Below are 13580 nucleotides of genomic sequence, written 5' to 3' on the forward strand. Positions count from 1 at the left end.
TCTGTTAAAGCTAAGCAGTAAGGCCTAAGCAATAAGATTTAGCTGTCAGGTTGATTAGCGGTAAGACTGTAAATACTTTGATGCGTAACTACGCAGTTTTTTCTCTGGCGCAGTTTCAGATAGCGTGACTATTACAGGTTTGAATTTCTCATTACCAGAAGCTGAAAGTGCTTTAGCTATCCAGGCATAAGCATCAATCGCTAATTTATCATTGCTCAATTTATTTAAACTGATTAACTGATCTGCCAGTTTTTGCAGGGTAAATTCATCATAAACACGCTCGTTGACAATACGTTTTGCCGCTAAGCGTTTTAGTTCTAAATCATCACTGGCTAAAGCATTGGCCAGTACATTTAATTTTTGTGATTGGTTGGCATCATATTGGCTTTGGTTATTTAGAATAGGATTCCAAATAGCAAATTGATCAATATTGCTTAACCCTTCTTGGGCATATTTACGCAACTTATCATGGTAATCACCCTCAACAATGGCTTGCAGGCTGGCACGATATTTTTCATTGCCAGAATAGCCTAAACCTTTGGCTAACCAAGATGAGTATTCAATGGGATGCTTTTTAGTTGCTAGGGGTAAGCTTGCGTTTAGCTTAGCTTCAATCATGTCGAATATACTTGGGTCATTCAGTCCCGATAAAATTAATGATTCAAGTGCTTTTTGTTGCTTATATTGATTAGTACCTTGAAAAATTTGTTGATAATCTTCTTGGGTATAATCTTTGGCGAAACTGGCGGGTACCAGTAAACAACTTGAGATTAATAAACTGAGTGCTATTTTTTTCATTTCATATCCTTATGGGGGGTATCTCTGCGGAATTATTTCCAGCGTTTAAAAATTAAAGAGGTATTAATGCCGCCAAAAGCGAAATTGTTACTCATCACATAATCTGTTTCAAGGGGCCTGATGTCACCGCGAATATAATCTAATGCGGCGCACTCAGGGTCTAATTCGGTTAGGTTTAAGGTGGGAATAAACCAGTTTTCATTCATCATTTGAATGCTAACCCATGCCTCTAATGAGCCACAAGCGCCTAGGGTATGGCCAGTATAACTTTTCAATGAAGAAATCGGCATATTGCAGCCAAACACCGCATGGGTTGCCGCGGTTTCAGCTACATCACCACGGTCAGTTGCGGTGCCGTGAGCATTAACGTAGCCAATATTATCAGCAGTTAACTGGGCATCTTTTAGGGCTAACCTTATCGCCACTTCCATAGTTTTAGCGTTAGGTTGGGTGACATGTAAACCATCTGAATTAGTGCCAAAGCCGACAAGTTCGGCGTAAATTTTAGCGCCGCGGGCATTGGCATGTTCCAACTCTTCAAGAATTAAGGTGCAAGCGCCTTCACCAATAACTAAACCATCACGGTGTTTATCAAATGGACTAGGGGTTAATTCAGGCGTGTCATTTTGGGTACTTGTGGCAAATAAAGTATCAAACACTACCGCCTCGGTCGGGCAAAGCTCTTCGCCACCGCCTGCTAGCATTATGGTTTGGTGACCATATTTTATGGCTTCATAGGCGTAGCCAATGCCTTGGCTTGCTGAAGTGCAGGCGCTGCTGGTGGTATGAATGCGACCTTTTAAGCCAAAAAACACCCCAATATTGACTGCCGTGGTGTGGGCCATCATGCGGATGTAGCTAGTTGCTGTTAACCCTGACATGGTGCCCGTTTTTAACATATCACCAAAGCCCATTATAGGAGCTGTGCTGCCCGTTGATGAGCCATAAGCGACGCCGGTTTCACCTGATGTGAGTATAGGATGATCAAGTAACTCGGCATCTTCAAGGGCAAGCTCACTGGCTCGGGTGGCCATTAATGATACTCGTCCCATAGACCGCACTTTTTTACGCGAATAATGACTTGGGGTAACAAAATCTGTTACTGGCGCAGCTAATCGAGTATTTAGATCTATGTATCTATCCCATGAGTCCATTTTGACGACACAGTTTTTCTGCGCCAGTAGACTCGTTTTAATCTCCGACCAGTTTTGGCCTAGGGCGGAAATGCCGCCAATACCAGTAACCACAACACGGCGACTCATATCATGCCTCCATTAACTGAAATAACTTGGCGGGTAATATAAGCTGCATCGTCTGATAGTAAAAAATTTGCCAGTCCGGCTATTTCATTTGGTTTACCCATGCGTTTCATCGGCACCATTTGGTCAACCATTTCTTTAGAAAAGTCACTGACCATATCGGTTTCTATTAGGCCAGGGGCAATACAGTTTACGGTAATTTTTCGTTTAGCTAATTCAAGTGATAATGCTTTAGTCGCGCCAATAATACCGGCTTTGGATGCACTGTAATTTACCTGGCCACGGTTACCGGCAATGCCTGAAACGGATGCCAAAGTAATGATGCGGCCGCCTTTACGGGTTTGCACCATTGGCATAATGGTAGGATGAATAACATTATAAAAACCGTCTAAATTAGTGTGAATTACACTGTCCCATTCTTGTTCAGTCATCGCTGGGAAGGCGGTGTCACGGGTAATGCCGGCATTTAAAATGACGCCGTAATAAGCCCCGTGATCTGCTATATCTTGTTCTATTGCAAGTTTTGCCTTGGTGCGGTCGGCAACATCAAACTGCAGTAAGCTGACCTGGCTACCTAGGGCGATAAGCTCTGCCTGGGTTTGGTTTGCAGCGGTGACATTACTGTGAAAATGCAGTGCAATATCATAGCCAGTAGCGGCAAGCTTTAATGCAATGGCTTTACCTATACCGCGACTTGAACCGGTAATTAATACTCTTTTATTCAATGTTGTTCTCCAAATATTAAGCGCTGTTGCTGTCGCTAACTGTGGCTATTATTAATATAGGCTAAGGTGTCGGTAGGTTGAAACACATTGATGTTAGCTTGTGCTACTAAGATTTGATGCTGAAAAACCTGACAATCAAATACCGCCAAACCTGATTCCTCTTGATATAAACGTGCTACATGGGTGCGATAGGTTTGTCCTAGCTTAAATAAACTTTGGTGTAACTGTAGTTTACGACTGCCTAATAAAAAACCGACCTTAATTGGCAGTCCTTGTATAAGGGCTTCAACACCCGCTAATGCGGCAATACTTTGGGCCATGTATTCCACGCCAACATAGCTTGGTACGCCTTGTTTTAGCGGATCAAAATACGCACTGTTACTGGTAATATGTGTTTGAGTTATTAAGCCGTCATGCTGATGGCTGATAAGGCTGTCGATTAGAATCATTGGCGCACGATGTGGAATAAACTCGCTCACCGATTGTGAAAGTAATGCAGCACTGGCGATTAAAGGCTGAGTGGATGTTGCTGGTGTGGTCATTATTTCGCCCTTAGTTATGCTTGCTCTTGGCAAAAATGACGCTGACATTACTACCGCCAAAAGCAAATGAATTACTCATGGTGTAGTTAATTTTTGCGCGGGTTTGCCCTTGTATAACGAAGGGTAATGCGGGGTTGTTGGGGTCAATTACTTGGTCCCATAATTGTGGTGGCAAGCCATTTTTGTCATTAAGATCACTTAATACTAAATAACAAAAAGCAGCCTCAATAGCGCCAGCTGCACCAAGTAAGTGACCGACTATTGGTTTAGTTGAACTGCAGGGGGGAATCGCGCCTTTAAATAAGCAACTTACGGCGCGGGACTCCATCGCATCATTCTTAGGTGTGGCAGTGCCGTGTAAGTTAATATAATCAATATCGTTAATGCTGATATTGGCCGCTTGAAGTGCTTGCTGCATTGCTGATATCGCGCCATGCCCTTCAGGATGCGGGGCTGATATATGGTGGGCGTCGGCAGATTCACCTACGCCAGCTAACATCACTTGAGTCATTTTTTTCTCTAAGGTAAACAGCACCGCACCTTCACCGATATTGATCCCGTCTCTATTAAGGCTAAACGGGTTACATTGACCTTTTGATACTGACTCTAAGGCATTAAAGCCGTTTAATGTCAGTTGACAAAGGCTGTCAACGCCTCCAACAATGACCATATCGCATAAGTTGGCTTGTAATAACCGTTTGGCTGCAGCAAATACTTTGGCACTGGATGAGCAGGCTGTAGATATGGTGTAACAAGGGCCTTGTAAGTCGAACAGCATTTGTAAGTATAAACTGGTGCTACCAAGTTCTTGTTGAGAATAATGGTAACTTGGCGGAAATTTGCCGTGTTCTGCGCGGTAACTTAATGCAGCTTCGCCTTTTGAGATGCCTGAGGTGCTTGAACCTAAGATAACGCCAATGCGATCAGCGCCATATTCAAGTTTTGCTTGTTGTACGCTATGTTGAATTTGCATTGCTGCGGTATGAAGTAGGCGATTATTTCGACAGTTAAATTTTTGTAAGTGCTGAGGAATGTCGAGCAAGACATCATCACTAATGCTACCCACCAATGTAGGCTTTTCAAATAATAAGTCGTCACGCCATTGCATTGCAGAGGTGTCACCTTGCAATAATTTTGTTAACACGGATTCTGGAGTGTTACCCAGAGGAGTACACAATCCGATGTGTGTGATGCCTATGCCTGTCATGTTTTTTGTCTTTCGCGTGTTAATTAGTGAGGTCGTTTATTTGTAGCGCTTATGTATGATGCTTATTGTAACGCTTGAATCTTTATCTGCACATTAGCTTGTGCAATACGAATGTCGATAGCAGCCTGCCAAGGGTCAATATGGCTATATTCAGCAGTTAATACTGGTTCGTTACCGTACTGTACTAGTTGACGGCATAAAGGTGAACCGCATTGTTTTTGTTCCCATGTACCCGCGGATAGGTGTTGATTTACTGTTTCTGTCGGCCAGTATGCAAGTTGTAATATCGCCATTAAGTATTCTGCTTTAAATTGCTGCCCAAGTAAGCTACTTTGCTGACTGACCAAGGTACTACCATTGTAAACTATGGTAAACAGTGGTTGGCCTAATGGTGCTAATCCGACTAATGTCATGGTTTGATTATCAATTTGCAGCTCGGTAATTAACTGGTGTGATTTACCATCATGGGTAAACTGCACCATTTGGCTGTGAGCATCCTGTTTAACCTGATCAATAAGAGACGCTAAGCAGTAATCAATATTATTGGATAAGGTTACGCACGTTTGGCGTTGCAGTTGCTGGCTACAAGCTCCCAATAACAAACAGAAAAATATTAATAGTCCTAACGGGTATCGCGGATTCAATATCATTTATTTAGTACCATTAATGGGTTGCTCGCCATGACCGTTATTTATATTTTTGAGGTTATTTTTAATTGTCATTTACTCGCTGACGTTAGGCTACGGTTGTACTACAAAGGGCGATAATGGTGTTTAAGCGCCTCTCTGATTCAGCCACAAATGGATTTGTTTCATCCCAGGCGTAACCCGCAAGAATAGAGCAAATCATTTGCTTAATTTGAGGGTTGGCTTGTTGATAAAAAATCACATCTTGAAAACGACCATCGTACCAAGCTTGCACATAGGTTCTAAAGGTATTAACTCCTTTCATCAATGGCTCGGCATAGTCTTGTTGCCAATCAATCAACTGACCATCAAGCTGTTTTAGCAAGCTGTCTACTGCCATAGTTGCTGATTGCATTGCAATGGTTACGCCAGATGAAAACACCGGATCTAAAAATTCACCCGCATTACCCAGTAACGCAAATTTATCTGTTGCTAGGGTGCTGACATTGGCTGAGTAACCTTTTAATGTGGCGCACTCTTGCACAATGTTAGCGTTAGCCAATAAGCGCTTTAAACCAGGCTCTTGATTCACAATGGTCAATAATTGCTGCGCGAGAGTGCCTTCAAGGTATTTAAGTAAGTGTGGCTCACCCACCACACCCATTGAGCAGCGGTTATTGCTGAAAGGAATTAGCCAATACCAAATATCTTTATGCTGTGGATGTACGCTGATCAGTATTTTATTACGGTCAAATGCTGGATCACTAATATTGTCTTCTATGTGGGTGAAGATTGCACTGCGAGAAGGCAGGTTTGATGGTTTTTCTAAATCTAATAAGCGCGGTAATACGCGGCCAAACCCACTGGCATCAAGAATAAACTTAGCGTTAATTTGATAGGCTTGATTGCGTTCATCGCTGACGTATAGCACAGGTTCAGCGGTTAAATCGACTTGATTAACCGTATGACCATAATGAATCGTTACACCTTGCTTGGCAGCTGTATCGGCTAATACTTTATCAAACTGAGCACGCTGTACTTGAAAGGTGGTACCTGGGCCTGGGGTAAATTTATCGGTGAAATCAAAGGTGGTGTACTTGTCTTGATAGCGAAAAGCCGCACCATTTTTAAACTGAAAACCGGCTTGTTCAACCGCTTCTAACATGCCGGCTTGTTCAATAAACTGCATGCAGCAGGGGAGCAAGCTTTCGCCGATAGAAAATCGGGGGAAATGTTGTTTTTCTAGTACTACAACGCGCTTACCTTGCTGGTGTAAAAGGCTGGCGGCAATAGTGCCCGCTGGGCCTGCACCAATAATAGCGACATCAACGTCCAAATTGTTGAGTAGAGTTAACGGTTGGCTGTGCATGTTAATGCGATTTCCTTGTTATTAATGTCATAAAGGGGGCAAGTAAAAAGGTGAAACCGATACCAAACAATAGGGTTAAGCCAAAAAAATGTATGGCGTGGGTTTGGCTAAAAGCCAGTAAGCCAAAGGCTAATAATGTTGAGCACGCCGACATAAATATCGCCATCATCACGCCGCGGTTAGCTTGCTTGGCCTCTGCAAAAAATAAGCTGTAGTCTATGCCAATACCGAACACTAAAATGAGCGCTAGTGCATGAAATAAGCTTAATGGCGAGCCAACAATACCTAAGCTGCTAATAGTTAATATAATGGCAGCCGTTGGCACACCAATAACCGTTAATGCCAGTTTTATCGGGTATTTTATGCTAAAAATGATCGTTGCTATGAGTAATACCACGGCTAGCAGATATAAGGTAAGTTGGCGATACTGGCCCATAAGATCAGAAATATCACCGACTTTATCGACCAGTTGCACTTTTGCCTGCACTAAATTGGTGTGTTGAATACGCAGCTTTAAGGCGGGTAAGTCTGCAATGTTAGTCAATAACACTATGGCACCGACTTGCCCATTATCATTAGGTTTTAGCCATAAGTCGGTGAATGTGTTTTCACCGAATTTGAGTAAGTCTGTTACGGTTAAGTAATCATACTTTGCTGCTTGATAATCCGTTAGTAATGCCTGGGTTAGTGAGCCGGAGTCATCAGTTAAACCCAGTCGGTTGATGATGTCGGTTAAATGTTGCTGATAAATCAAACCCTGAAGCTGGTAGTTTTGATCTTGCTGCTGGCGACTTGGCAACATGTTGGCAAGACTAAAAAACCGCTCCAGTTGCTGTTGCTTTACCGCGTCGTTAAGTACAGGCGTTAGTTGATGTAACCCTTCTAAAAGCTGCGCTTCATTATTGGCAGTGACCAGAATAAACTGATTGTCAGCACCACCGCTTAACCACTGTCTTAGCTGGTTGTCTTCATCTGTGAGGTGTTGTGGACTTTGTTGTAAATTGCGAATGTCATCGTTATGACTTAATTGGCTTAACCCCAATGCGCTGTGCATGACTAATAGGCAAGCTAACGTCATGGTGATTTGCTTTTTAGCAGCAATGTGACCGATAAAATTTAAGTAATCTTGTGCCCAATTCAGTGCCTTTGAGGGAGTTAAAGGACGATTAGCCAGTAGCGGAAAGGCCAGTACTAAGGTTAAATATGCCCCTAATAAGCCTGCGGCACAAAATACTGCCACTTGTTGCATCCCCGGAAAAGGCGTAAAACCAATGCCAATAAAAGCCAGTGAGCTGGTGGCTAGCGCTAATGTCATTACAGGTAAAATACTGTGAATAACTTGGTTAGCGTTTGCTTCAGGACGATTCAGCTTTTCGCAGTAAAAATGAAAGCTGTAATCAATGGCTATACCAATCAAGCTAGTGCCAAATACTAATGTCAGTAGATGAAGTTCGTGAAACAAGCTTAGCGTTGCAACTAAGGCCATAACAAAGCCGCTGGATAAGGTCAGCAATGCCAAGCTTAAAGGCATTAAAGTACCAAAGCCTAACCAGACTAAAATCATTACTCCCAATAACGATAGGCCGCCAATAAAGCTAATTTCTTGTTTGGCCGACTCAGTAGCTGCTTGGGCATGAAACAGTGCACCAGCTTTTAATATAATGACCTTTTGCCCGTCTACAGCGGCAAACGCATTTGCCAGTGCATGTAATTGTTGTTGCTGAGCGTTAGGATTAAATGCGCTTTTTGTCCCCTTCGCCATGACTATTGCGGCCACATTGTCTGCTTGTTGATTAAGTAAAATGCCATCTTCTTGGCTCAAAGAAGAGTGAGCGCTTAACGCCAACAGGTTATCGGTAAACAGAAGCAGTGGGTCTTGACTAATAAGCTGGCTGCTGGCAAAACCAAATGCGCTATATAATTGCTGTTGGACGTTGGCGATTAAACTGTCGAGCTGATTTGTGCTCAGTGCTTGTTGCTGTTGATGGGTGAGTAGCTTAAATCTGTGCTTGAAATACCATTGACCGATAGCATTAATATCTGTGTCGTCGGCACTACCTATCTGGGTAAAAGCCTGTGTTGGATCTTGCTGTAGGCTGTTGATAATCGTTTTAGCGGCATCAATTACGCTACTTTTTTGCGGTGCAATAATGGCGATATACACTTGGTCGGCCAAACGTTGTTCAACTTGCTCAAGGGCTGCATGGGTTAACTCATCTTGTTGGAGCTGAGGTAGCATGGCCAAAATATCACTTTGAATTTTGGCCCCTGATTGCCATAAATGAATGCCATACAAAACCACTGAACTAAACAGTAGGCACCAAATTACCAAGCGCCATTTGGCTGTGAGTGATTGTTTATCTTGTTGCGGGTTATTCACGGCTGTACCGTCACTTTAGGCTGTTTTTCTGCTGATGGTTGAGCGTCTGTGTTGATATTAGCCGCTTTAAACCAAGCAGTATGTTCAGGTGTGAGAGGGCCATTATTCACATCAATAAATATGATGTCGGTGATATCAAACGGACTATTTGGGCCTGCTAATGATGTACTTTGCTGCTGACTGAGCATAACAATGCGGCTAACCTGTTGCTGACCCTGTAGAATGATTTTGCCTAAAGCCTGCTGTAAACGCGTGTCTTTGGCTATGAGTCCTAAGGTCCAAACTTGAGTGTCAGTCGTGACTGTCGGCAGGTAAAATAATGAAAAATCGGCTTGTAGCGCGATTAATTCTCCGCTGAGTAAATGCTGCATTAATTGAGGGGTTTGCTGCATTAAAGGATTATTTTGTTGGCCAGTATTTGACTGTGTTTGTTGGATATTGCCTTCACTATCTATAGTGGTCAGCTGCTGGTTTTGCATCACCATAGTGGTTGCAAAGGGAGATTGCTGATGCCAAATCATGCCCCACTCAGGGTTAAAAGCAAATGTCCCGCTGCTGAGCAAGGGACGCTTTAACACGGCTAAACGCCTTGTTTGGGTAAATTGCCCTTGGGTGTTGTGCTGTGACAAAGACACCTGTTTAGCCAGTTGTTGCAGGTTTTTCTCGTTGGCAGGGTATTCAAATACCCGCGCTAAATCAATAATTGAACTCGATGGACTTTCCGTTGTTGCCGCTGTTGTTGCCGCTGTTGTTGCCGCTGTTGTTGCCGCTGTTGTTGCCGCTGTTGTTGCGGTAACTTCGGCGGCTTGTAGCGGATTAAATTTAACCAGTATCAAGCATAAAAATACCGTTAGCAGGCACAGCTGGCAGATAAATATCAGCTGTTTAATGATTTTGGCAGCCTTACTACGGCTATTACTGGGCGGATTCATTTAACGGTCCGTTATTGTCATTATCGCTAGGTAAATGATTTTGTAAATTGTCTACCTCAAGCCAAGGCCGAATTTTATCTTGAAACACATCCGGCGTAATAAAACATAACTCTTCAGTGCGCATATCGACAGCTGCTTGAATAGTGTGCCCCTTGGTAATACGTTGCTGGGTGTGACTGTCTATGATTTGATAGTTAATTTTTAACCGGTTTTCCCATTCGACAATGTTGGCTTTTACGGTGATTTGTTGATCAAAAACACTGCTTTTTACATATTTTATGTGCACGTCAACCACAGGCCAGGCAAACCCAGATGCCTGCATTTGGCGGTAGTTATAGTCCAGTTTGTCGAGTAACTTACAGCGAGCAACCTCAAAGTAACGTAGGTAATTACCGTGCCAGGTAATTCCCATAGAATCGACATCATGGAAGGGGATAATCATATCTATTTCAATGCTGAGTATGCTTTTCATTAACATACCTCCCATTCACCTTGCTGGATTTTGGTTACCGTTTGTCGTAATACCGCTTCTAGTGGACGGTCTTCTACCAGTAATTCAAAGTCTGCACTGACCTGAGCAAGGGTTATGGCTAATGATGGCGTTAAGCTATTAGCGGCTAATTCATTTTGGCTGATACGTAGGTTAATACCCTGGCTCATGGCCAATAGCGCTGCAGCAGCAACCTGTTCTGTCAGTTGTAAAATGCGCATGCAGTCACGGGCGGCTATTGTGCCCATACTGACTTTATCCTGATTGTGGCATTCGGTAGAGCGGGAGAATACACTGGCTGGCATGGTGTTTTTCAATGCTTCAGCTGTCCATGCCGATACGCCAATTTGTACCGCTTTAAAACCATGGTTAATGGCGCGGCGATCACCGGTTGCAGCGGATAAATTAGCAGGTAAACCATTATTGAATTTAGTGTCCATTACTAACGCCATTTGGCGATCAATTAAATCGGCAATATTGGCGATGGTGTTTTTCATCGAATCCATTACAAAGGCAATGTGGCCACCATAGAAATGCCCACCATGAAGAATATGCTCACCTTCAGCATCGACAATTGGATTATCGTTGGCGCTGTTTAATTCGGTTTCAATGAACTGGCGCATAAAGGGTAGAGCATCTTGCAGTACGCCAATCACATGTGGCGCGCAGCGAATTGAATACCTGTCCTGTAGGCGGTCAGAATTACGTGGGTGGCTATGATGGTTTAAGTCTTCACGTATCCATGTTGCCACCTGACTTTGGCCAGGGTGTGGTTTTGCGGTAAATAAAATTTCATCAAAATGATTTGAATTCCCTTTTAACGTCAAGGAGGCCATGGCAGTAATACGGCTGGCTAAGCGTGATAAATATTGGGCGCGATCATAGGCTAAGCAAGCTAATGCCGTCATTACCGCTGTGCCATTCATTAAGGCTAACCCTTCTTTAGGGCGTAACGTTAGCGGGGTAATATTAAGCGCTTGATAGACCTCTGTAGTTGGGAGACGCTTACCTTGATAAACAACATCGCGTTCACCAATTAATACCGCTGCAAGGTATGATAGTGGCGTTAAATCTCCGCTGGCACCAACAGAGCCCTCTTCGGGGATAACCGGAGTAATATTGTTATTTAATAACCATTCAATGCGTTGTAATAATGCATAACTGACGCCTGATTTGCCCACGGCTAATGAGTTTAAGCGGCACGCCATCACCGCTCGGGCTTGGGTTGGGCTAAATACATCGCCTAAACCGCAGCCATGAAAACGTGATAAGTGCAGTGGCAATTCATGGACTAGTTCTAAGCTAACATTAACCGTGCAGGAATCGCCATAACCTGTGGTTACACCATAAACCACGCCTTCTTCATGTAGCAGGCTATCGATAAAGCGGGCGCCTTTTTCAATATAATCTTGATATTCTGGCGTGTCATTTAATTTGACTGGTGCGCCTTTAGCAATAGCGACAACTTGTTCAATAGTCAGCTGGCCTTGGTAAAAATCAATGTGACCTAAATGAATAGTTTCAGACTGCGAAATCGAATGCGTCATCGGGTTACTGTTCCTGCTTAGATGGGGCGGATTGGCGCAGACTTTTATCGTCTTCTCGCCAAAAATCATAAAAATTAAACCACTGTAATGGGCTGAGTTGGGCAAAGTGGGCTAAACGTTGACTGTATTCGGTCATGGCCTGGGTTAATCGCTCAGTGCGGCCTTTTCTTGGGCCTTTTAAACTATTGGATAACGGTGTCACATGGACTTGATAACGGCCATTTTGACGCAGGCAAAACATAGTAAACACTGGGCAATCTAACAAGCTGGCCAAAATAAATGGCCCTTGAGGAAATGGCGCAGGCTTACCCAGAAATGGCAGATTAACCACTCGGCCTTGGCTATTAGATGATGTTCTGTCGGCCGCAATAACAACCAATTCACCTTGGTCGACTTTTTGTTGCAGTAGCATGGCGGTACTGGGGTCGAGTTCGTTGACTTGAATTAAGTTTAAACTACTTTGTGGATTCAATTGCTGAAGTACTTTATTGAAGTTTTCCGCATGGCTGGTCAGTACCATCACGTTCACTTTTACTTTTTTCTGGTGAATAGAAATTGCGCGACACAATTCTAGGTTACCTAAATGCGATACCAATAATACCGCGCCTTTTCCAGTGTCAATTTGGTCTGCCAGAATGCGCCTATCGGCAAAGTCTACTTCATCGAGTTTAATGCGATCGCACCAGGCATCAATTCTGTCTAATGCGGCGTTACCAAAAGACAAAAAGTGCTTGAGGCTATCACGCCATGTAATGTCTGAAGATAAATCAACATGCTGTGGATTATGCAATTTCGCTTGCTGTAAAAATGCCATTGAAGCGTTGCGAGTTGCGCCGCCAGTCAGGAAAAAGTAGCCAATCACTGGATACATAATGGCGCGACACAGCCAATGCCCGCCGAAACGGTAACTTTCGGCCAGTATTTTTATGCCCCAATAACTGCCGCGCTCTTGCATTGCAGACCAATGTTGCTGGTCGTTATTATGCAATAGCTTTTGCGGTAGGCGCGTTAGCATGCCGAAAAACAGCTTAGTGTGCATCCAACTTATACGCACATTATCTTGTATTCCTTGGAAATGGCTAATGCCATTTTCTGGATAAATCACTTTAGTGGGCAGTTGAATGATAGATGTGTGTTGCCAATGCAATTTCACCATCACTTCAATATCAAAATCCATACGCTCACCCAATGATTGGGTTTTAAATAACGCTTCGGTTGCAGCCAAGGGATAAATTCTAAAACCGCACATTGAATCTTCAATATCGAAACTTAGGGTTTCTATCCATACCCAAAAATGGGTGATATAACGGCCATATAAACGCCCCTTGGGTACCGACTCATCGTATACAGGTTTGCCTGAAATCAATGCTTGAGGATTAGCTGTAGCGCATTCAATCATGGCTGGGATATCGGCTAGGTTATGCTGTCCATCAGCATCAACTTGTAAGGCATGGCTGTAGCCGTCAGCAAAGGCGCGTCTTAAACCGGTGACTACAGCGGCGCCTTTACCACGATTAAAAGGGTGGTGGATCAGGGTGACCCAGGCAAACTTGTCCGCCATTGCTTGTAGCGCATAGCGAGTCTCATCTTGGCTGCCGTCATCGATAAGGTAGCAAGGCAGATCAAATTGCGCCAGTGCGCTCAGCGTATTTTCAATTTCAAGGTGATGATTGTAATTGGGGATAATAAGCGCCAGTTTCATACG

The 13580-nt window shown here is 43.6% G+C and carries 12 protein-coding genes; all 12 read right to left on the bottom strand.

Features of this window, described 5'->3' with window-relative positions:
- Positions 1 to 54: 54 nt before the first annotated feature.
- The 12 genes from L0B17_RS03515 to L0B17_RS03570 all read right to left on the bottom strand — a co-directional run bounded on the left by L0B17_RS03515 (position 55) and on the right by L0B17_RS03570 (position 13577).
- Positions 55 to 798, bottom strand: coding sequence for a hypothetical protein (locus L0B17_RS03515; RefSeq protein ID WP_235087613.1), 744 nt, complete (start codon positions 796 to 798; stop codon positions 55 to 57).
- A gap of 32 nt (positions 799 to 830) precedes the next feature.
- Entirely contained in the window at positions 831 to 2060 is a 1230-nt protein-coding gene (locus tag L0B17_RS03520; RefSeq protein WP_235087614.1) for a beta-ketoacyl-ACP synthase, read from the bottom strand.
- Positions 2057 to 2782 carry a 3-ketoacyl-ACP reductase FabG2 gene (locus tag L0B17_RS03525; protein ID WP_235087616.1) on the bottom strand — a complete coding sequence of 242 codons (726 nt, stop codon included), beginning with the start codon at positions 2780 to 2782 and terminating at the stop codon, positions 2057 to 2059. Before L0B17_RS03525 ends, L0B17_RS03520 begins: the two co-directional genes overlap by 4 nt.
- Positions 2783 to 2817: 35 nt before the next feature.
- On the bottom strand, positions 2818 to 3324 hold the full coding sequence (locus tag L0B17_RS03530; RefSeq protein ID WP_235087617.1) for a hotdog family protein: 507 nt from the start codon (positions 3322 to 3324) through the stop codon (positions 2818 to 2820).
- A 10-nt stretch (positions 3325 to 3334) separates the two neighbouring features.
- A complete protein-coding gene (locus L0B17_RS03535; protein ID WP_235087619.1) occupies positions 3335 to 4531 on the bottom strand; it encodes a beta-ketoacyl-[acyl-carrier-protein] synthase family protein in 1197 nt (398 codons plus the stop codon).
- A 62-nt stretch (positions 4532 to 4593) separates the two neighbouring features.
- The gene (locus L0B17_RS03540) at positions 4594 to 5181 is read right to left on the bottom strand and encodes a DUF3261 domain-containing protein (RefSeq protein ID WP_235087621.1); all 588 of its coding nucleotides are present in this window, start codon (positions 5179 to 5181) and stop codon (positions 4594 to 4596) included.
- 85 nt (positions 5182 to 5266) lie between these two features.
- Positions 5267 to 6526 (bottom strand): NAD(P)/FAD-dependent oxidoreductase, encoded by a 1260-nt coding sequence (locus L0B17_RS03545; RefSeq protein ID WP_235087622.1) that lies wholly within the window; start codon positions 6524 to 6526, stop codon positions 5267 to 5269.
- Between the two features lies 1 nt (position 6527).
- Entirely contained in the window at positions 6528 to 8906 is a 2379-nt protein-coding gene (locus tag L0B17_RS03550; RefSeq protein WP_235087624.1) for an MMPL family transporter, read from the bottom strand.
- Complete coding sequence (locus L0B17_RS03555) at positions 8903 to 9838, bottom strand: outer membrane lipoprotein carrier protein LolA (RefSeq protein WP_235087626.1); 936 nt, start codon at positions 9836 to 9838, stop codon at positions 8903 to 8905. Before L0B17_RS03555 ends, L0B17_RS03550 begins: the two co-directional genes overlap by 4 nt.
- Positions 9822 to 10310, bottom strand: a complete 489-nt coding sequence (locus tag L0B17_RS03560) for an acyl-CoA thioesterase (RefSeq protein WP_235087627.1) — start codon at positions 10308 to 10310, stop codon at positions 9822 to 9824. Before L0B17_RS03560 ends, L0B17_RS03555 begins: the two co-directional genes overlap by 17 nt.
- Positions 10310 to 11875 (bottom strand): HAL/PAL/TAL family ammonia-lyase, encoded by a 1566-nt coding sequence (locus L0B17_RS03565; RefSeq protein ID WP_235087629.1) that lies wholly within the window; start codon positions 11873 to 11875, stop codon positions 10310 to 10312. Before L0B17_RS03565 ends, L0B17_RS03560 begins: the two co-directional genes overlap by 1 nt.
- Positions 11876 to 11879: 4 nt before the next feature.
- Positions 11880 to 13577: a glycosyltransferase family 2 protein gene (locus tag L0B17_RS03570; RefSeq protein ID WP_235087631.1), complete on the bottom strand. Its 1698-nt coding sequence runs from the start codon at positions 13575 to 13577 to the stop codon at positions 11880 to 11882.
- Between the last annotated feature and the right edge of the window lie 3 nt (positions 13578 to 13580).

The organism is Shewanella sp. OMA3-2 (assembly GCF_021513195.1).
In the GTDB taxonomy this organism is placed as follows: domain Bacteria; phylum Pseudomonadota; class Gammaproteobacteria; order Enterobacterales; family Shewanellaceae; genus Shewanella.

Bases quoted from the DNA above. Each gene is read 5' to 3' on its own strand.
- L0B17_RS03530 (WP_235087617.1), bottom strand. From the start codon at position 3,324: ATGACCACACCAGCAACATCCACTCAGCCTTTAATCGCCAGTGCTGCA.
- L0B17_RS03570 (WP_235087631.1), bottom strand. From the start codon at position 13,577: ATGAAACTGGCGCTTATTATCCCCAATTACAATCATCACCTTGAAATT.
- L0B17_RS03535 (WP_235087619.1), bottom strand. From the start codon at position 4,531: ATGACAGGCATAGGCATCACACACATCGGATTGTGTACTCCTCTGGGT.
- L0B17_RS03560 (WP_235087627.1), bottom strand. From the start codon at position 10,310: ATGAAAAGCATACTCAGCATTGAAATAGATATGATTATCCCCTTCCAT.
- L0B17_RS03555 (WP_235087626.1), bottom strand. From the start codon at position 9,838: ATGAATCCGCCCAGTAATAGCCGTAGTAAGGCTGCCAAAATCATTAAA.
- L0B17_RS03540 (WP_235087621.1), bottom strand. From the start codon at position 5,181: ATGATATTGAATCCGCGATACCCGTTAGGACTATTAATATTTTTCTGT.
- L0B17_RS03515 (WP_235087613.1), bottom strand. From the start codon at position 798: ATGAAAAAAATAGCACTCAGTTTATTAATCTCAAGTTGTTTACTGGTA.
- L0B17_RS03545 (WP_235087622.1), bottom strand. From the start codon at position 6,526: ATGCACAGCCAACCGTTAACTCTACTCAACAATTTGGACGTTGATGTC.
- L0B17_RS03565 (WP_235087629.1), bottom strand. From the start codon at position 11,875: ATGACGCATTCGATTTCGCAGTCTGAAACTATTCATTTAGGTCACATT.
- L0B17_RS03520 (WP_235087614.1), bottom strand. From the start codon at position 2,060: ATGAGTCGCCGTGTTGTGGTTACTGGTATTGGCGGCATTTCCGCCCTA.